Below are 19,105 nucleotides of genomic sequence, written 5' to 3'. Positions count from 1 at the left end.
CTCACCACCTCACCTTCGCAACGCGGATGAAGAGATTGGCGAGGATGAGGATCATGGCGAGCGTGACGAGCGACAAGGTCGCGCCATAGCCCCATTTCACGAAGGAGAAGGTCTGCTGCCAGGCATAGAGGCTGAGCGTGTAGGTGGAGGTGCCCGGCCCGCCGGAGGTCATGACGAAGACGTAGTCGAAGGCCCGGAACAGATCCATGCCGCGGATGAGGACGGCGATGGCGATGACCTTCGACATCATCGGCAGCGTCAGGCGGCGGAAGGTCTGGAAGGCGCTGGCGCCGTCGATCTGCGCCGCCTCGTAGGGCTCGGAGGGCAGCGCCCGGAGCCCGGCGAGCAGGATCAGCACCATGAAGGGCGTCCATTGCCAGATCTCGGCGAGGAGGACGCCGGCGAGCGCCGTCGAGGACGTGGCGAGGATCGGCTTCGTCGGATCCTGGAGGCCGATCATCTGGAGGAAGTAGGAGATGACGCCAAATTGCGGGTCCTGCATCAGGAGATACATCATCCCGACGATGGCCGGCGGAATGACGAGGGTCAGCGTCAGCAGCCCGCGCAGGAAGCCGAAGCCCGGCTCGTCGGAATCGAGTAGCAGCGCGATCGCCATGCCGAGGGCGAGCTCGATCGCCAGCGCGATGATGAAATAGGTGAAGGTGACGGTCAGCGCTTGCCAGAAGCGGGCATCGGAGACGAGCTGGCTCCAATTGGCGAGACCGACATATTGCACCGCGCGCCGGCGCGGCACGAATTCGTGGAAGCTCAACCATATATTGTAGAGAAGCGGAAATATCGTGAAGACGAGCAGAATCGCGATCAGCGGCAAGAGCCACGGCAATGGATGATCGGAAATGATCGCTCGACGAACGATAGTCGACGACGCCAAGTTGACTCCTCCACCACGCCCCCTGCCGTTGCTGGCAGGCCTCCCGGGCATGTTTCATCTTGAAGCCTAGTAACGCTATTCCTTCATGTCATGCATGTTCAAGTCTTCGACGCGCGAGAAGCAGGTTCAAGCGGCCTTCGGCGGGGTCTGAAGACCGTAGCTGGCAAAGCCCTTCAGGACGCCGTCGATCTCTTCCTTTGGCAGGATGACCGGACCGCCCTCGATCTGCAGCGCGTAGGTGTATTGCTTGGCGAGCGTTTCCAGTTCGACCGCCCGCCACATCGCCTTGTCCAGCGTGTCGCCGAGCGTGATGATGCCGTGATTGGCGAGCAGGCAGGCCGTGCGCCCTTCCAGCGCCGTCAGCGCCTCGCGCGACAACTCCTCCGTGCCGTAGCGCGCGTAGCCCGAGCAGCGCACGTCGTGGCCGCCGAAACAGGCGACCATGTAGTGACAGGCGGGGATCGGCCGGCGCGTGATGGCGAGCGCGGTGGAAAAGATCGGATGGGCGTGGAACACGGCGCCGGCATCCGGCCGGGCGCGCAGGATGTCGCGATGGAAGCGCCATTCGGTCGAGGGCTTCAGCGGCCCGTCCCAGGCGGTGCCGTCGCCGTCGAGCGGCATCGAGACCAGCATCTCCGGCGTCAGCGTCTCGTAGGGCGTCGCGCTCGGGGTCAGGAGCATGCGGTCGCCATGGCGCGCCGAGATATTGCCGGACGTGCCCTGGTTGAGGCCGATCCGGTTCATCTCCAGGCAAAGCGCGATGATCTTCTGGCGGAGCGCCCGTTCCTTATCCGCCATCACCATTCCCCTTGCGTCGACAGGATGCGCTCGGCGATCTCGACGAAGCCCTCTCCGCCCCGCGCGAGCGCGACATAGGCCGGCTCCGCCTCCATCTCGCCGGCGAAGTCGCGGACATTGGCGACGCCGCAGGCATTCGGGAAGAAGCCGAACATCGGCGCGTCGTTCGGACTGTCGCCGCAGAAGACGATGCGGTCCTTTTCCGCGTCGAGATCGAGGCCCAGCACCTCGGCGGCGAAGCGCCGCGTCATCGACAGCTTGTCGTAATCGCCGAACCAGCCGTTCACATGGATCGAGGAGACCTTGGCGACGGCGCCTTCCGCCTCGAAGATCGCCTTGATGCGGCGCACCGCCTCGCGCGGCAGCGGCTCGACATCCTCGCAGAAGTCGATGGCGAGATCGGCCTCGCGATAGAGCTGGTCGGCGGAGATGGCGGCGCCCGGCACCTCGGCGAGAATGCGCCGGCCGACCGCGTCCAGGCGCTTGCGGTTCGCCGCGCGCTCGGCATCGCCGGCGAAGAAGGCGCGGCGCATCTTCCGCGTCTCGGCGTCGTAGGAGAAGTAGAAGGCGCCGTTCTCGCCGACGACGCCCGTCACCGGCCAGAAGCGCGCGACCATGTCGCACCAGCCGGCCGGGCGGCCGGTGATCGGCGCGACGAAAAGGCCGGCATCGTAGAGCCGCTCCAGCGCCGCATAGGCGGCGGCCGGCAGGCGGCCCTCGGTGGTCAAGGTGTCGTCGATATCGGTGAAGACGCCGATCACGGCGCCCGCCACGGCCTCCGGCATTTCGGTGACGATCCGCATCAGCGCTCTCCCGCCGCGAAATCGCGCAAGGTTCCGGCGTCGTCCGCGATGTCGAGCATCGAGAAGCGGTTGCGCATCTCCCGGCAATGGACGATCGCCTCGCGATAGAACTCGACCGGCAGGCCGAGCTCGCCCGCCGTCGTCGCCCCGCCGGCCGCCTTCAGGAGGCGCTCCATCTCGGCGACGGGCAGCGCGAAGGCGAGGCATTCCCGGCGGAGCTCCGGCCAGATCTCACGCAGCCGCGCGTTGAGCTTCGCCGCGCCCGCCTCGTCCAGCGCCTTCTTGCGATATTCGGCGAGGCACTGGGCGGCGATCTCCGGCCCCATCCGCCGCGCCATGTCGGCTTCGTCGATGCGCGTCGGGCGGACGGTCGGCGGCGTGTCGCGGGACAGGATGTCCTGCTGGAGCCGCGCCAGGGTCAGCGAAGCGACGCCGACCTGCTGGCCGTGCAGGGTGCCGGGATGGCGCTCGCCGGCGAAGCAGTCGATGTAATGCGAGATCTGGTGCTCGCCCATCGAGCCGTGATGCGAGACCTTGGTGAAGGCGATGCCGAGGCCGCAAAGGGTCAGCACGCGGACGAGATAGCCCATGGCCTCGATCTCGCCGGCGGCGATGCCGGCGGCCCGCGCGTTCAGTTCCGCCTCGTCCGGCAGTTCGATGTCGTAGGCGACCTGATGATAGTCGGTGCCGAGAAGGCGATGCGACATCCACCAGTCGATCTGCGCGACGGAACGGGCGAGGCAGTCGCCGAAGCCGGCGGCGCGCGTATGGGCCGGCGCCTCGGCCATCACCGTCAGATCGGCGAAGAAGCCCTTCGGCGCGCGCGAGGCGAGCGTCGTCTTCAGGCCGGAATCCAGCGTAATCGAGGCGGTGGAGGACGTATAGCCGTTCATCGAGCCGGCGGTGCCGAAGACGCAATAGGGCTTGCCGGCCTCGGCCATCGCCACCTTCACGAGGTCGTTCACCGTGCCCGAGCCGACCGCGACGGCGCCGGAGGCCCCGGCCAGCTTCGCCTTCAGGAGAGCCACATGCGCCATGTCGGCATGGGGATGGTCGAGGACGATCACCTGCGGCGCGGCCTTCGCCATCGCCATCTCGATCCGCCGCCCCATCGCCTCGTAGGTCGCGGCATCGGCGACGAGCGCGATGCGGTCTCCGAGACCCATCGCGGCGACGAGTTCCGCCTCGCGCCCGGCGAGCGAAGGGGCGATCACCACCTTGTCGTAATCGACCTCGGCCGGCCGGCCGGTCTCCGGATGGGTCCAGCGCCCGTCGATGATGTCGTCGATCAGCGCGGTCCAGCCACCCGCCGGCGCGCCGCGCCCCGCCTCGATAGTCGGCATCGTTCCTCCCGATCCGTCCGGCATATGACACCCGGTTCTGGCATCTGTCAAAACAAATGATAGGAGCGATTGACAAGTGTCAGGCGGCTGGCATTCTCGCTGCCGATGAGCGACGCGCGCCTCCTGTCCAAGCCGTCCCGCCTGCCCGCGACGCCGCCGCCGCAATTCGGCGATCTCGTCGCCTGGGCGGCCTGGCTCTACTACGTCGACGAGATGACGCAGGCCGAGATCGCGCTGAGGCTCGGCGTTTCGCGCGCCAGCGTCGCGAACTATCTCCAGGAGGCGCGGCGCGCCGGCATCGTGACGATCCGCCTCGATCCCGGCGCCGTGTCGCGCACGGCGGCGGCCAAGGCGCTCGCCGAGCGCTTCGGCCTCGCCGAGGCGACGGTGGTGCCGGCGCTCGAAGGGCGGCGGGTCGATACGCGCATCGGCGTCGCGGGCGCCAAGGTGCTGGCCGCGCTCCTGGAGGAAGGCGACACGGTGGGCGTCGCCTGGGGTCGGACGATCCTCGCCCTCGCCCGCGCCGCCGAGCCGGCCGGGATCGAGCGCCTGACGGTGGCGCAGGTCTCCGGCTCCTCCGCATCGACCGACGATTTCGCCCCCGAGCTCTGCACGACGCTCCTCGCCAACCAGCTCGGCGCGCGCTGCGTCAATCTCCATGCGCCGGCCGTCCTGTCGAGCCGCGACCTGCGCGACCGGCTGCTCGCCGAGCCGGCGCTGCAGCGCCAGTTCGCCCTGATCAATTCGGCCACCAAGATCGTCTTCGGCGTCGGCGATATCGGCCCGACCAGCACCTTCCATCGCAGCGGCATGCTGACGGAGGAGGATCTCGGCCGGATCGTCGCCGAGGGCCGCGCCAAGGGCGTCGTCATCGGCCGGCTGATCGACGCCGCCGGCCGGCCGGTGCCGAGCCCGATCGACGACGGCATCGTCGGCATCTCGGTGGAGGAGCTGAAGGCCGTGCCGGTGCGGCTCTGCCTCGCCGGGGGTCCGTTGAAGACCGAGGCCATTCGCGGGGCGCTCGTCGGCGGCCTCGCCACACATTTCGTCACGGATTCCGACACGGCGGAGCGGCTGCTGAGCGGAAGCTGAGAAGAGGAGTCGCCCGGTGGCGGGGAGGCCGCCGGGCGGGACACGAAGGGAGGAAGAGATGGGCGAGGACGGCACCGTCGTCGGCGTCGATTCGTCGACGCAAAGCGCCAAGGCCGTGGTCTTCGATCGCGCCGGCCGCACCATCGCGGAAGGCCGCGCGCCGATCGCGCTGGCGAGCCCGCAGCCCGGCCGCGCCGAACAGGACCCGGAAGACTGGTGGCGCGCCAATCTCGCGGCCCTGCGCCAGGCGACGGCGGCCAGCGATCCCGGCCGGATCGAGGCCGTCGCCATCTCCAACCAGCGCGAGACCGTCGCCTTCCTGGACGAGGCGGGCGCCGCGACGCATCCCGCCATCGTCTGGCTGGACGAGCGGGCGATGGGCACCTACGAGAGCTTCGCCGACCGGCTCGGCCGCGACTGGCTGGCGCGGACCACCGGCAAGCCGATCGATCTCATCCCCGTCGCCTATCGGCTGGACTGGCTGCGTCGCCACCAGCCGGAGGTGCTCGACGGCGCGGCGCGGATCGTCGATGTCCACGCCTTCCTCACGGGGCGCCTCACCGGCCGCTCCGCCGCCACCTGGTCGAGCGCCGATCCCTTCGGCATCTTCGACATCCATCGCATGGACTGGTCGGACCCGATCCTCGAAGCGGTCGGCCTGCCGCGCGGCAAGCTTCCCGAACTGGTGCGCCCCGGCACCAAAGTCGGCACGATCACGCCCGAGGCGGCCGAGGCGACGGGCCTGCCCGCCGGCATTCCCGTCTTCGCCGGCGGCGGCGACGGGCAATGCGCCGGGCTCGGCACCAATGCCTTCGAGCCGGGCACCGTCTTCGTTAATCTCGGCACCGCGACGATCACGGGGGTCTATTCGCCGGAGCCGCTCGTCGGGCGCCATTGGCGCACCATGACCGGCCCGACCGGCGAGGGCTATTTCCTGGAGGCGATCCAGAAGGCCGGCGCCTTCTTCGTCAACTGGGTGGTCGACACCTTCGCCGGCGGGCGCGAGGACCCGGCCGTCTTCGACCGGCTGGAGCGCGAGGCCGCCGCGCTGCCGATCGGCGCCGAAGGCCTCACCATGACGCCGCACATCCTCGGCGTCATGAATCCGAACTGGGACCCTTCGGCGCGAGCGGCGCTGGTCGGCCTCTCCTCCAGCCATACCCGCGCCCATCTCTACCGCGCGGCGCTGGAGGCGATCACCGCCGAGATCGCGCGCGGCGTCACGGCCATGGCGGCCGAAGGGCTCGCCATGGAGCGGATGCGCATCATCGGCGGCGGCGCGCGCAGCACGCTCTGGCTCGGCATGATCGCCGACGCGACGGGTCTCACCGTCGAGAAGAGCACGACGGTGGAGGCCTCGGCGCTCGGGGCCGGCATCGTCGCGGCGGTCGGCGCCGGCTGGTACGAGACCCACGGGGCGGCGGCGCGGGCGATGACGCGGGTCGAGGGCCGGGTCGATCCGCGCCCCGACCATGCCGAGGCCTGGGCCCGGCAATGCGCCCGCCAGGGCAGCGTCTACGAGAACACGCTGGCCTATCGCACGGCGCCGTCCTGATCTCAGGCGCCGGCGGGGCGGCCGCGCGCCTTCAACGCCTCCAAAGCGTCGGCGAGCAGCTTGCGCGCCCGCTCCACCGCCTGATCGTCCATGGCTTCCGGATCGACGAAGACGTCGAGGCCGCGCGCATTGCCGCTGACGACCTGGGGGCGCTGGGCGAGATCGCCGAGCAGCCCGTCCACGGCATAGGGCACGACCTCGCGGCTGATGCCCTTCATGGTGATCGGCTGGAGGGGCTTCGCCCGCACCATGTCGCGCACCAGCGCATAGGTCTCGTAGCTGAGACAGATGCCGCCGGGCTCGGCGATGGCCTGGAGCCGGGCGGCGAGATTGGCCTCGGCGCCGATGATCGTATAGTCCATCCGATCCTCGCTGCCGAAATTGCCGACATTGCAATAGCCGGTATTGATGCCCATCCGTGCCCGGAAGGGCTGTTCGATGCCGCGCTTGCGCCATTCGGCGTCGAGCTGGGCGAGGCGGTACTGCATCTCCACCGCCATGCGCAGGCACGCCCTCGCATCCTCCTCGATGCCCTTCGTCTCGGGATCGCCGAAGAAGGCGAGGATCGCGTCGCCGATGAACTTGTCGACGGTCGCGCCGTGTTTCAGCGCGATCCCCGACATCTCGGTGAAATATTCGTTGAGGAGCGCCGTCAGGTCCTCCGGCTGGAGCCGTTCCGCGATCGCGGTGAAATCCTTGATGTCGGAGAAGAAGATCGTGAGCTTCTTGCGCTCCGTCGCGATCGCGACGTCGCGCTGGCCGCTGAAGATGCTCTTGTAGATCTGCGGCGAGAGATATTTCGCGATCTTCATCGAGATCGCCGCCAGGAACTCGTTGGTCTCGCCGAGCTCGCGGTTCATGCCGCGGATCAGCGCCGCCTGCCGCCGCTGGAGGGCGATGACGAGGACGCCCGCCGCGAAGGCGGCGACGAAATAGGCGAGCAGGAACTTGAAGGAGAGGACATTGGCGGCGATCGGCTGATCGATCGAGATCTCCTGGAGGCCGCGCACGTCGCCGACCTTCCAGTCGGTCTTCGGGCTGTCGGGATGGGTGTTGTGGCAGTCGACGCAGACCTGGCCCATGATCACAGGGGCAGCGGTGCGCACCTGCCGGTCGAAGAGCGAGCCCGTCACCTCGACGATCGAGCGCTTCGGGTCCGCCCGCAAGGTCCGGAGCGCCGCCGTCTCGAACGGATCGAGCGGCCGGTGCTCGCGCCCCCGGAAGGGCAGATCGGACAGGAACTGGTACTTCACCGAGCCGTTGTCGGCGCTGATCCGCTTGCCGAGCTCGATCGACAGGGTCGCCGGGATGGGGATGGCGCCGGCGATGTCGCGGTAATTATGCACGACCACGGTATTGTCGCCGTCGGACTGGAGGACGCGGCCGACGACGTCGCTCGCGTAGAAGGCGCGCATGTCGTTGATCACGCGGCCGACTTCCTCCGCCTGGCCGCGCAGCACCCGTTCCGACAGTTGGCGCAGGTCCAGCCAAGCGGCGATCGGCAGGCCGAGCAGGCCGACGACCACCGCCGCCGCCAGCAACGGCCCGAGAGCCCGCTGCCCCTTGTCCCGGCGCACGCCCGTCTTCGCCATCGCCCTTCGCCGTTTCCGGCGCCTCCCGGCCGAGCCGAGGAATCGGTCTCGCCGCCAAGAAGTGTTAATCCCGCGACGGCGCACCCTCAAGGCCGATCGGCCGGCGCCCCGGCGCTTTCGGCGCGCAGCCAAGGAAATCACCCCTGCCTCCGATGGCGGCGGGCGGCCCCGCCCTACTTGCCTGCCCTCTTCAAGGGAGCAGAATCCGATGAGCCTCAAGACGATAGCGATGGCCTGCCTGGCGGCGAGCGCCATGATGGCGCCCGGCGCGGCGGCCCTCGCGCAGGAGAAGGCCGCAAGCTCCGCCACGATCGAGAAGGTCGCCGACTTTCCGCATCAGGTCACCGGCGTGACCGTCGCCGAGGATGGGCGCATCTTCGTCAACTTCCCCCGCTGGACGGAGGATTCGCCGGTCTCGGTCGCCGAACTCGGCAAGGATGGCGCGCTGAAGCCCTATCCCGACAACGACTGGAACGCCTGGCGCAACGCGAAGAAGGACGAGATGACGCCGCAGCAGCATTTCGTCTGCGTCCAGAGCGTCGTCGCCGACGGGCGCGGCAGCCTCTGGGTGCTCGATCCGGCCGCCCCGGCCCAGGGCTATGTCGTGCCCGGCGGGCCGAAGCTGGTGAAGATCGACCTCAAGACGAACGCGGTCGCGAAGACGATCGCCTTCGACGAGCTGGCGGCGCCGCAGGGTTCCTATCTCAACGACGTGCGCTTCTCGCCGGACGGCCGGCACGCCTTCATCACCGATTCCGGCGCCAAGGGGGCGATCCTCGTCGTCGATCTCGACAAGGGCAGCGCGCGGCGCGTGCTCGACGGCGATCCCTCGACCCAGGTCGAGAAGGGCGTGCAGGTGAAGGCGGACGGCAAGGTGCTGCGCCGTCCGGACGGGCGCGGCGTCGAATTCTCGGCCGACGGCATCGCCCTCTCCAAGGACGGGGAGTTCCTCTACTGGCAGGCGATCAAGGGCAACACACTCTATCGCGTCCCGGCGAAGGAGCTCGCCGAGCGGGCGGCGGCGGGTCGCGACGCGGCCGACCTCGTCCAGCGCTTCGGCGTGAACGGGCCGGCCGACGGACTGATCATCGGCCGGCAGAGCGGGCACATGTATGTGAGCGCCCCGGAGGAGAACGCGGTGAAGATCCGCGATCTCGGCGAAGGGCCGGAGGGCAAGCCGCGCCTCCTCGTGAAGGACGAGCGGCTGCGCTGGCCGGACACGTTCGGCGAGGGGCCGGACGGCACGATCTACGTGACCAGCTCGCATATTCAGGATTCCGCCTTCTTCAAGCCGGACGCGCCGGCCAGCCTGCCGACGGAACTCTGGCGGATCAAGCAGTAGCCAAAGCCGGCGCCCTGCCCTCGCGCGCCAGGAAGTCGCGCGCGAGGGCGATGTCCATCTGGCCGAGCCCGTGCCCGGCGGGAAGGACACGATGCTCCACCGCCGCGCCTGCCGCTTGCAGCAGGGCGGTGAGGCGCTCCGCGTTCTCCGCCGGCACGATCGGGTCCGACGCGCCGGACAGCAGCAGCACCGGCGTGCCGGCGAAACCCGCCGCCCCCGGCTCGGCGAGCGGCACCATGGCGCGGATCAGCACGGCGCCGGCCAGGACGCCGGGATGGCGCAGCAGCAGCGCGGCGGCGATATTGGCGCCGTTGGAAAAGCCGACCGCCATCGGCGCGGCCAGGCCATAGGCCTCCCGCGCCGAGCCGACGAAGGCGGCCAGCCGATCCGCGCGGAGCCGCACATCCGCCTCGTCGAAGACGCCTTCCGCCAGGCGCCGGAAGAAGCGCGGCATGCCGTTCTCCAGCACCTCGCCGCGCGGCGAGAGGAGCGCGGCGCCGGGCGCGAGCAACGCACCCAGCGGCAGGAGATCCGTCTCGTCGCCGCCGGTGCCATGGAGAAGGAGAAGCGGAACCCGGCCCGCTTCCGTCGCGGGCTCGAAGCGATGGCGATGCGACAGCTCGGTCATGGGATTCGATCCTGAAGGAATGGGAGAAATTGCCGGGGCGGCGAAGGCCGCCGCCCCTTTGCGTCTTCGTTCAGGCCGCCGTGGCGCCGAGGTCCGGCAGCGCGGCCTCGATCTCCCGCCGATGCGCCTCCAGGAAGCCCGGCAGCTTCAGACTGCGGCCGAGTTCGGCCGCCGGCTCGTCGGCGGCGAAGCCCGGAACGTCCGTCGCGATCTCGAACAGGACATGGCCCGGCTCGCGGAAATAGACCGAACGGAAATAGTTGCGGTCCTTCTGCTCGGTGGTGGCGAGCCCGTGATTGGCGCGCAGCCGCTCGACCATGGCCGCCTCCTCCGCATCGTCCGCCGCGCGGAAGGCGACGTGATGCACCGAGCCGGCGCCGGGGCGCGGCCGCAGGAAGCCGCCGACCGCGCGGATGTCGACGATGCCGCCGACCGCCGCGCCCTCCACGGCGAAGCGGGTGGTCGAGCCCTCCGTCCCGATCTCGCGGAAGCCCAAGACATCGGTCAGGACGCCGCCCGTCGGCCCGGCCTCCTCCAGGAGCAGGCTGACCGAATGGAAGCCGCGGATCGCATGCTCCGCCGGCACCGTCCCGTCGCTCCAGGCGGGCTCCTCGGCGGCGCCCGGCACCGCGACCAGCGCGAGGCGCGTGCCGTCCGGGTCCTTGAAGGACAGGACCGTCTCGCCGAAGCGCTTCACGATCGCCTCGTGCGCCACGCCCTTTTCCAGGAAGCGGTGCGTCCAATAGCCGATCGAGCCTTCCGGCACGCGGAACACGGTCTCCTGCGTCTCGCCGACCCCGAGCCGGCCAGGCGCGGTCTGCGCCCAGGGAAAGAAGGTGAGGATCGTGCCCGGGGCGCCGGTCTCGTCGCCGTAATAGAGATGATAGGTGCCGGGATCGTCGAAATTGACGGTCTTCTTCACCAGCCGGAGGCCGAGCACCCGCGTGTGGAAATCGAGATTGCGCGCGGCGGGGCCGGCGATGGCGGTGACGTGATGAATGCCATGGTGACGCATGACTTGCTCCTCGAAGCGGAACGTCCGTCGTTCGTGAGCCAAGATAGGCGCAATGCTTCATGGACGTCAGGGGTCAAGTCATTGCATAGATGCAATGGCATCATTGCAAGAGGCCGGAAGGCCGTTCGGAAGGCCGCGCATGGGTCCCGTTCTCGATCGCCTCGCCTGGGACGATTTCCGCCTGATCCGCGCGGTCGCCGAGACGGGAACCCTGCCGGCGGCGGCGGCGATGCTCGGCGTCAACCATTCGACGGTCTTCCGGCGCCTGCGCCAGATCGAGGATCTCCTCGGCGCGGAGCTCTTCGAGCGCGACCGGGCGAAGCTGATGCCGACGCAGGCCGGCGAGGAGATCGCGGCGCTGGCGCTGCGGATCGGCGCGGATGTCGATGCCGTGGCGCTGCGCCTCGCCGGGCGCGAGCCCGAGCCGGAGGGAGAGGTGCGCGTCACCACCAACGACTCGCTGCTGATCCATCTCCTGACGCCGATCTTCGCGGCGTTCCGCGCCGCCTGTCCGCGCATCCGCCTCGATATCGTGATCGGCAATCCGTCGCTGAATCTCTCGAAGCGCGACGCGGATGTCGCGATCCGCGCTACCGACCGGCCGCCGGACACGCTGGTCGGACGCAAGGCGGCGCGCATCGCCTGGGCCCTCTACGGCCCGCCGGGCGCCGAGCCCGAGAACGCGGCCTGGGTGACGCTCGGCGAGACACTGGGAGCGATGAAGGTGGTGCGTGCCGTCATCGCCCGCGTGCCGCCGGACCGGCTCGGCTACCGCGTCAATTCGGTGCTCGGCCTCGCCGAGGCGGTGGAGGCCGGGCTCGGCATCGGCTACCTGCCCTGCTTCATCGGCGACGCGCGGCCGGGGCTCGCAAGGCTCGGCGCGCCGGAGCCGGATTTTTCCACCGATCTCTGGCTCCTCACCCATGCGGACCTGCGCCGCGCCGCGCGCATCCGCGCCCTTCTCGACTTTCTCGGCCGCGCCGTCGCCGAGCGGCGCGGCCTCATCGAAGGGATGGAGCCGCGCGGCGGCTGACGCTCAGGAGGCGAGCTGCACGCTGCGCAGCGACTTCTGGAAGAGGGCCTTCATCGCGTCGTCGATGCCCTCGCTGGGGCTCACCTCGTAATAGAGGCCGGGAGAGGCGCAGGCTTCCATCTTCGAGCCGATCTCGGCCTGGAAGGGTCTGATCCAGGTATTATACCAATCGTTGGTCGTCAGCGGTAGATAGGTCGTATATAGAGCCGCGATCTTCACCCCCTTGGCCTTGATGTCCTTGCAGACCGACTGGGCGACATCGATCGGGGCCTGGCAGCGGGTACCGGTCAGCTTCTTCGTGCAGCCCGTGGAGGGCACGAAGCTGTCGTTCACGCCGTCGGACACGAGGAAGAGCACCTTCTGCGCCGTCTTGCCCGTCGAACCGTCGCCCGCGAGATCCAGCTGGCCGTTCATCGCCTTGAGCGTCGTCACGAAATCGGTGGTCTGGTCGCCGTAGAAATTCGCACGCGGAATGGTCATCAGATCGACCGACTCGGCGTCGGACCGCACCTTGGCGAGATCCGACGTCGGCGCCGTGATCGTGGTGAAGCCGTTGGCGGCCACCACGTCCTCGGCCCGGTAGCCGAAGGTATAGACACCCATCTTGAACTGATCGGGCGTTTCGGTGGAGGTCGTGGCGGTCTGCGTGAGCTTCTGGACGGCGGTGCGGACGGTATCGATGCGCAGCTTCACACCATTCGCGCGGGCGGTGGCATAGGCATCCTTCGTGTTGCCGGAAATATGGCAGGCGAAGGCGCAGCCATCGTTCTTGCTCTGGAGAATGGCGATGTCGGCCGTCGTCGCGGCAAGGCCCATCGAAGGCGTGTTGTCGATGAGGATGTAGTATTCGACATATTGCGCCAGAAGATGCTCACCCGTCGCGCTGCCGGCGACGGGACTGGCGTCGTGACCGAAAAGGCCGAGCAGCGAACTGCGCGAACTCGCGGCGAAGCTGACCTTGGAGGACAGCCTGTTGCCGGCCTTCTCCACCTTGATGGAGACATCGGCCAGGGCCGCCCGGTCGGCGGCGCTGAGATTGGCCTCGAGGATCTGGCGCCCGTCGGTCTCTCCGACCGCGACCGCGCCGTCCTTCGTCATCTGCTGGGCGGCGAGCGAGGCCGGCGCCTTTTCCGCGATGACGCCGAGCGCCGCCGCGTCGGCCGCCACCTGCAGCCGGTTGCGCAGCATGGCGGCCTGGCCGAAATCGATCGCGAGGCCCATCAGCCCGAGCATCGGCATCATCAGGAGGCCGAGGGTGATGCCGATATTGGCCTCGCGCGAGCGCAGGAAGGCGCCGAGCCGTCGGCGGCGAGGAAGGGAGGGCGGGCTAGGATGCATAGCCGGGACAGTTCCGGGTGGAGTCGATCTGCGCGACGTAGCGGGGACGGAAATAGGCGGAGCGCTTGAAGGACATCTCGCCGAACAGGAGATCGGCGAGGAAGGGCTTGAAATGGGTCTCGACGTCGACGACGACCACGGAATTGGCGCTGTAAACCTTGGAGGGCAGCGTGAAGAGCGAGCCGTCCTCGCCCTGCACCAGCGCGCCGCAAGGACGGGCCGCGCCGGACAACGCCCGGCTGAAGACGACATTCGCCTTGTACTGGCAATTGGCCTGGCAGTTCGCGTTTGTCGGCTTGAAGGCGACGCTGCTGACGATCACCGTGGCGGCCTTCTCGATCGAGACGCCGGCCGCCCGCGCATAGGTGAGGATTTCCGGGTCCGCCAGCGGCGCGGCGCCGAGGATCTGGTCGAGATCGGTGTCGCTGAGCGTGATCTTGCTCTGCGAGACGAGCTGCGCCATCGTCTCGGCGAGCTTGGTGGCGCGCCCCGCCGCCAGGATCGCGCCGCCGAGATCCGGCAGGCCGACCACGAGCAGGATGAGGACCGGAAGGACCAGGGCGAATTCTGTCGCGGCGACGGCGCGCCGGTCGCGGAAAGCTCGGCAAAGCGTCCTCAGCATGTCGCGCCTCCGGTCGAGAAGGGCTCGTTGCGGAAGAGGCTGGTCGAGCGCAGCGACTTCACCCCGTTCGCCGCCAAGAGACCGAACAAGGCGGCGATGCCGCTCGTGAAGGAATAGGACACGTCGAGGAAGACGTAGTCGCTCGCCGCCCCGATGCAGAAGCTCGCCGAGGTCGGGGCGCGCAGGGCCTTCGCCGAAGCATCTACGAACTGGTAGATTCCGGTCCCGGCGCTCGCGTCGGAGGTCAGGCCGATCTTATAGGCGCGCGCGGTGATATTGGCGCATTCGAGGCCGAACAGCAGTTTCGGGCAGATGAGCTGGTTGCGGAAGGCTTCGGCGCTCTGCTGCGTCGCCGGCACCTTGCCGGTCATGACGAGACGCGACGCCTCGCGCGTCGCGAGGTCGAGCGACTGCTGGGCGAAGTGGAAGAGCGCCGTCTGGAAGATCATCAGAACGAGCAGGAAGAAGGGCATGGCGACGAGGCCGAACTCGACCGCGGTCGCCGCCCGCCGGTCGCGGCCGAAGGCGCCGACCGTCCGCCCTCGCCTGTCGGCGCGACCCCCGCCTTTCGCCTCTTCCGCCGGTCGCGCGGCGGCATGGGCGGTCTCCGTGTTTAGGCAAGCCTGCGTGAACACGCTTTCCCGGCTCGAACAGACCTCGATCAGTAGCCGTCTACATCACCGTGATTAAGGACGGGTTTTGCAGAGCGTTAAAGCTTGACGCAATGCGGTCTCGGACACGGAATGCTTGCTTTCCCGGCTAACGACAAAGCAACCTGACGCTGGAGGACCGGAGAACGACGATGCCGGCCGAGCCGAGCGGCTTCCGCCATCCGACCCCACGCCCCCATGGCCTCTCCGCCATCGCCGCCACGGGTTCCCGATCCCGAACGCCGGAAAAAGACGATCCCCTCGCCAAGACGGATGCGAATCTATTTATGGCCCGGTATCGGTCTGTCTGAAGCCCGGTAGGAGAGGGAAACCAGCATGCTCAGCAATGAGGACAAGGATCGGATCGCGACCGAGATCGGCAAGCTCTTCGAGGGCCTGGAGCTCAACGACGTCGCGAGCATCATGACGATCCAGCTCGCCATGCTCGCCGCGCAGGGCGGCGACAATCTCGACGACGCGATCGAGTTCCTGGACGAGATCCGCGACGACGCCGAGGACGTGCTCGAAACCATCGATTTCGACGATGCGAGCGACGGGGACGAAGACGAGGACGTGTCGTTGAAGAGCTGAGCCGGGGTCCCGGCCCGCTCGCAGCGGCGCCGTGCCTCGATTCCTCGCATCGGCTCCAAACGGTTTTTTCAGGAGGCATGCCGTAGAAGTCCCGGCATAGGACCGCACGGCCCGCCCCCGGGCCGGTCGGGACGACGACCGACCGGACGGCGGCGCCGGCGCGATGCGCCGAAGGCGCCGTTGCCGGCAGCCACGGATTTCCTGCGGATGAACGAAACGGCCGGACCGTCTCTCGCCACGGAACAGAAGCTGGGCGAGGGCCGGCGCGAGGCGATGTCCGGCTTCCGCTTGGGGCGCGAGGCGGCTCTGTGGCTGGGCCTCGCGGCGCTGCTCCTCGCCTTCAGCGGCGTGTCCGCGCTCGGCCTCCTGGAACTGCGGCACAGCGCCTGGATCGAGGCGACGACCAATGCCCGCAATGTCCTGAAGCTGCTGTCGATCGAGCTTTCGCATCAGTTCACGCATTACGACGAGATGCTGCGCCGTGCCGCCGCCGGCGCCGACGATCCCTTCGCGGCCGCCCCGCCCGCGCCGGGCGACGAGGTCTCCGCCTCCGGCCACGCGACCGCTGCGGACGGTATCGTCGCCCTGTTCCTGCTCGATGCCGACGGGACGCTCGCCCGGACGCTGCGCGGAACGCCGCCCGCCCTCGCCTCCTTCGCCGGTGAGGCCGCGTTCCGCGCGCAGCGCGACGATCCCGCGCTCGGTCTCGCCATGACGGTGACGCCGAAAGGCTGGGGCGCGACGGGCGGCGAGGCGATCATGCTGAGCCGCCGCCTCGCCGGCGCCGATGGCGGCTTCGCGGGAGTCGCGGTCGAACTCGTCGATCCGCGACGGATCCGGGCCCTCTTCGCCCAGGCCGAACTGCAGGAGGACGACGTGATGGCGGCGGTCTCGACTGAGGGCATCCTCCTGATGCGCCGCCCGGCCGCGCCGCAGGCCATCGGCCGCGACTTTTCCGGGACGGAGTGCTTCCGCAGCGCCGTCCTCGCCCCGTCCGGCTTCTTCCGCGACATCTCGCCGGTCGACGGGGTGAAGCGCATCTATGCCTTCCAGCGCGTCGATGACCTGCCGCTCTTCGTCACCTTCGCGCTGTCGGAACGGGGAGTCTTCGCCTCGTGGAACCGTCTCGCGATCGCGACGGCGAGCGCGCTCGGGTTGCTCAGCCTTCTCGCCATCGGCCTCGCCTTCGTCGTCCGGCGCGAGCTGAAGCATCGGCAGCGGGCGGAGAAGGCGATCCGCCGGAGCGAGGCGCGGCTCCGGCTGATCACCGACCACGCCAATGACGTGATCATCTGGCTCAACGAGGATTTCGTCCGCGAATATGTCTCGCCCGCCTGCCGCTCGGTCTTCGGCATGGCGCCGGAGGATCTCGTCGGCCGGCGCTCGCGCGATCTGATCCATCCCGACGACTGGGAGGCCGTCGAGCAGACCCTTCGCGACGCCCGGCGCGGGCGGGGCAACCTGGAAACCGTCTACCGGCTCCGCCATCGCGACGGCCATTATGTCTGGGTCGAGGCGCGCTACGGCCATGTGGCGGAGGATGCGGCCTATATCGTGGTGCTGCGCGAGGTGTCGCGCCGCAAAGAGGCGGAGGAGCGGCTTGCCGCCGCCAATGCCGAACTCGCCGCGCTCGCCCGCACCGACGGGCTGACGGGCCTCGTCAACCGTCGCGGCTTCGACGAGGCGCTGGCGCGCGAAAGCGCGGCGGCCGGCGCCGACCGCCCCCTGTCGCTGCTGCTGATGGACCTCGACCGCTTCAAGCTGTTCAACGACCGCTACGGCCATCCGGCGGGCGACGACTGCCTGCGGCGGGTCGCGGCGGCGATCGGGGCGCAGGCCGCCGGCACGGGCGCCACCGTGGCGCGCTATGGCGGCGAGGAACTCGCCGTGCTTCTGCCGGCGATGCCGGCCCCGGCGGCGGAGGTGATCGGCGAGGGAATCCGCGCGGCGGTGGAGAGCCTGCGGATCGAGCATCCGGGCAATGCGTCCAATGGCGGCGTCGCCACGATCAGCCTCGGCTGCGCGACGATCGAGCACTCGCGGGACGGCGGCGGCGCGCTGGTCGAGGAGGCCGACCGCATGCTCTACGAGGCGAAACGCATGGGGCGCAACCGCGTCGCCTCGCGCGCCCGGCTGGCGCGTCCGGCCCCGATGCGGAGCCCGGGTGCCGAAGCCGAGCGGCTGCGGGCGGTGGAGGCCTTCCGCGCGGCGAGCCGCCGGCTGGCGGAGGCCGAGATCCATGCGATCGCGGCGGAAGCGGCCGCGCTCCTCGACGCGCCCGTCGGCTTCGTCTCGCTGGTCGGCGCGGAAGAGGTAAGCCTGCTGGGCCGCTATGGAACCGATGTGGCGCGGCTCGACCGATCCCAGTCCATATGCACGCACACGATCACGGGCGACGAGCCGCTGATCGTCGGCGACCTGCGTCTCGACCCACGTTTCGAGGCGAGCGATCTCGTCGCCGGGGCGCTCGGTCTGCGCTTCTATGCCGGCGCGCCGCTCTTCCTGCCGGGCACGGCGCAGGTGGTCGGCGCGGTCTGCGCCGTCGATTTCGCCGAGCGCCCGCCGATCAACCCCGAGCGGCGCCAGGCGCTGAAGGACCTGGCGAACCGGGCGGCGGCCCGCATCATCGCCGCCGCCTGAGCGAGGGGATCGGCCGCCTTTCATAAAAAACCCTCCGCCGGATCGCTCCGGCGAAGGGCTCGGCACGCCTCGCGTCCCCGCGCGGGGGTCGCGGCTTACTTCAGCTGGTCGGCCTTGTAGTAGCCGCTGTCGACGAGGACCTTCTGGTAGTTGTCCTTCGTCACCAGCACCGGCTTCAGGAGATAGGCGGGGATCACCTTCTGGCCGTTGTTGTAGCTCTTGGTATCGTTGACCTTCACCTCGCTGCCCGCCGCCATCGCGTCGACCATGTCGACGGTGACCTTGGCGAGATCGCGCGTGTCCTTGAACACGGTGGAGGTCTGGTCGCCGGCGATGATCGACTTCACCGAGGGCACCTCGGCGTCCTGGCCGGAGATCACCGGCATCTTCTGGTCGCCCGAGCCGTAGCCGACGCCCTTCAGCGACGAGATGATGCCGCGCGCGATGACGTCGTTCGGCGCGAGCACCGCATCGACCTTCTTGCCGGAATAGTAGGCCGACAGAAGGTTGTCCATGCGCGACTGGGCGGTCGCGGCATCCCAGCGCGGCGTGCCGACCTTGTCCATGCCGGTCTGGCCGGAGGCGACCACGAGCTTGCCGGAATCCACATAGGGCTGCAGCACGCTCATCGCGCCGTTGTAGAAGAAGAAGGCGTTGTTGTCGTCGGGCGAGCCGCCGAAGAGCTCGATGTTGAACGGACCCTTGCCGTCCTTCAGCCCCAGCGCGTCGGCGATCGACGTGCCCTGGATGACGCCGACCTGAAAATTGTCGAAGGTCGCGTAGTAGTCGACATTCGGCGTGTCGCGGATCAGGCGGTCATAGGCGATGACCTTGAGGCCCTTCTCGTGCGCCTGGGCGAGAATGTCCGAGAGCGTCGTGCCGTCGATCGGGGCGACGATCAGCACCTTGGCGCCCTTCGTCACCATGTTCTCGATCTGGCTGACCTGGGTCGGGATGTCGTCGTCCGCATATTGCAGGTCGGCGACATAGCCCTTGGCCTCGAGCTGCTTCTTCATGTTGTTGCCGTCGTCGATCCAGCGGGCAACGGTCTTGTCCGGCATGGCGACGCCGATCGTCGCCTTGTCGGCGGCGAGGGCCGCCGGGGTCGCCAGCGCGAGGCTAAGCGCCGCGCCGGTGAGAAGGGTCCTCAGAAGCACCATGTCATTCCTCC

General features: G+C 68.9%; 17 protein-coding genes. 6 read left to right on the top strand and 11 right to left on the bottom strand.

Translation table 11 applies throughout. From position 1 onward, the window contains the following. Position 1: 1 nt before the first annotated feature. From IEY14_RS20325 to IEY14_RS20310, 4 genes are all read right to left on the bottom strand, one after another. On the bottom strand, positions 2 to 844 hold the full coding sequence (locus tag IEY14_RS20325; RefSeq protein WP_244639607.1) for a carbohydrate ABC transporter permease: 843 nt from the start codon (positions 842 to 844) through the stop codon (positions 2 to 4). 174 nt (positions 845 to 1,018) lie between these two features. Beyond that, positions 1,019 to 1,690: a class II aldolase/adducin family protein gene (locus IEY14_RS20320; RefSeq protein ID WP_188911725.1), complete on the bottom strand. Its 672-nt coding sequence runs from the start codon at positions 1,688 to 1,690 to the stop codon at positions 1,019 to 1,021. After that, positions 1,690 to 2,493, bottom strand: a complete 804-nt coding sequence (locus IEY14_RS20315) for an HAD-IIB family hydrolase (RefSeq protein ID WP_188911723.1) — start codon at positions 2,491 to 2,493, stop codon at positions 1,690 to 1,692. The genes IEY14_RS20320 and IEY14_RS20315 overlap by 1 nt, the downstream gene beginning before the upstream one ends. After that, positions 2,493 to 3,836: a sn-glycerol-1-phosphate dehydrogenase gene (locus IEY14_RS20310; protein ID WP_188911721.1), complete on the bottom strand. Its 1,344-nt coding sequence runs from the start codon at positions 3,834 to 3,836 to the stop codon at positions 2,493 to 2,495. The genes IEY14_RS20315 and IEY14_RS20310 overlap by 1 nt, the downstream gene beginning before the upstream one ends. A gap of 105 nt (positions 3,837 to 3,941) precedes the next feature. Between IEY14_RS20310 and IEY14_RS20305 the strand changes: the two genes are divergently transcribed. Together IEY14_RS20305 and IEY14_RS20300 are read left to right on the top strand one after the other, a co-directional pair. Further along, entirely contained in the window at positions 3,942 to 4,928 is a 987-nt protein-coding gene (locus tag IEY14_RS20305) for a sugar-binding transcriptional regulator (protein WP_188911818.1), read from the top strand. Between the two features lie 58 nt (positions 4,929 to 4,986). Beyond that, positions 4,987 to 6,483, top strand: a complete 1,497-nt coding sequence (locus IEY14_RS20300; RefSeq protein ID WP_188911719.1) for an FGGY-family carbohydrate kinase — start codon at positions 4,987 to 4,989, stop codon at positions 6,481 to 6,483. Positions 6,484 to 6,485: 2 nt separating this feature from the next. Here IEY14_RS20300 and IEY14_RS20295 read toward each other — a convergent pair whose 3' ends face one another. Continuing rightward, complete coding sequence (locus tag IEY14_RS20295) at positions 6,486 to 8,075, bottom strand: adenylate/guanylate cyclase domain-containing protein (RefSeq protein WP_188911717.1); 1,590 nt, start codon at positions 8,073 to 8,075, stop codon at positions 6,486 to 6,488. A gap of 208 nt (positions 8,076 to 8,283) precedes the next feature. On the opposite strand from IEY14_RS20295, the gene IEY14_RS20290 reads away from it, so the two are divergent. Then, complete coding sequence (locus IEY14_RS20290; protein WP_188911715.1) at positions 8,284 to 9,417, top strand: SMP-30/gluconolactonase/LRE family protein; 1,134 nt, start codon at positions 8,284 to 8,286, stop codon at positions 9,415 to 9,417. Here IEY14_RS20290 and IEY14_RS20285 read toward each other — a convergent pair. Together IEY14_RS20285 and IEY14_RS20280 are read right to left on the bottom strand one after the other, a co-directional pair. Beyond that, entirely contained in the window at positions 9,407 to 10,045 is a 639-nt protein-coding gene (locus IEY14_RS20285) for an alpha/beta hydrolase (RefSeq protein ID WP_188911713.1), read from the bottom strand. The genes IEY14_RS20290 and IEY14_RS20285 overlap by 11 nt on opposite strands. A 70-nt stretch (positions 10,046 to 10,115) precedes the next feature. Further along, positions 10,116 to 11,060, bottom strand: coding sequence for a ring-cleaving dioxygenase (locus IEY14_RS20280; RefSeq protein WP_188911712.1), 945 nt, complete (start codon positions 11,058 to 11,060; stop codon positions 10,116 to 10,118). 139 nt (positions 11,061 to 11,199) lie between these two features. Between IEY14_RS20280 and IEY14_RS20275 the strand changes: the two genes are divergently transcribed. After that, positions 11,200 to 12,093, top strand: coding sequence for a LysR family transcriptional regulator (locus IEY14_RS20275; protein ID WP_188911710.1), 894 nt, complete (start codon positions 11,200 to 11,202; stop codon positions 12,091 to 12,093). Positions 12,094 to 12,096: 3 nt separating this feature from the next. On the opposite strand, the gene IEY14_RS20270 is transcribed toward IEY14_RS20275, so the two are convergent. The 3 genes from IEY14_RS20270 to IEY14_RS20260 are packed head-to-tail and all read right to left on the bottom strand — an operon-like array spanning position 12,097 to position 14,688. After that, on the bottom strand, positions 12,097 to 13,431 hold the full coding sequence (locus IEY14_RS20270; protein ID WP_244639606.1) for a pilus assembly protein TadG-related protein: 1,335 nt from the start codon (positions 13,429 to 13,431) through the stop codon (positions 12,097 to 12,099). Then, entirely contained in the window at positions 13,421 to 14,053 is a 633-nt protein-coding gene (locus IEY14_RS20265) for a TadE/TadG family type IV pilus assembly protein (protein WP_188911708.1), read from the bottom strand. Before IEY14_RS20265 ends, IEY14_RS20270 begins: the two co-directional genes overlap by 11 nt. Continuing rightward, positions 14,047 to 14,688 carry a TadE/TadG family type IV pilus assembly protein gene (locus IEY14_RS20260; RefSeq protein WP_188911706.1) on the bottom strand — a complete coding sequence of 214 codons (642 nt, stop codon included), beginning with the start codon at positions 14,686 to 14,688 and terminating at the stop codon, positions 14,047 to 14,049. Before IEY14_RS20260 ends, IEY14_RS20265 begins: the two co-directional genes overlap by 7 nt. A 351-nt stretch (positions 14,689 to 15,039) precedes the next feature. On the opposite strand from IEY14_RS20260, the gene IEY14_RS20255 reads away from it, so the two are divergent. Both IEY14_RS20255 and IEY14_RS20250 read left to right on the top strand, forming a co-directional pair. Next, positions 15,040 to 15,294 (top strand): hypothetical protein, encoded by a 255-nt coding sequence (locus IEY14_RS20255; protein WP_188911704.1) that lies wholly within the window; start codon positions 15,040 to 15,042, stop codon positions 15,292 to 15,294. Positions 15,295 to 15,501: 207 nt separating this feature from the next. Then, on the top strand, positions 15,502 to 17,934 hold the full coding sequence (locus IEY14_RS20250; RefSeq protein WP_188911702.1) for a diguanylate cyclase domain-containing protein: 2,433 nt from the start codon (positions 15,502 to 15,504) through the stop codon (positions 17,932 to 17,934). 95 nt (positions 17,935 to 18,029) lie between these two features. On the opposite strand, the gene chvE is transcribed toward IEY14_RS20250, so the two are convergent. Beyond that, positions 18,030 to 19,094: a multiple monosaccharide ABC transporter substrate-binding protein gene (gene chvE, locus IEY14_RS20245; protein WP_188911700.1), complete on the bottom strand. Its 1,065-nt coding sequence runs from the start codon at positions 19,092 to 19,094 to the stop codon at positions 18,030 to 18,032. Positions 19,095 to 19,105 lie beyond the last annotated feature (11 nt).

Origin of the sequence: Aureimonas endophytica, from assembly GCF_014642635.1 — a bacterium.
Taxonomy (GTDB): Bacteria; Pseudomonadota; Alphaproteobacteria; order Rhizobiales; family Rhizobiaceae; genus Plantimonas; species Plantimonas endophytica.
This window is presented reverse-complemented; position numbering and strand designations above follow the sequence as displayed.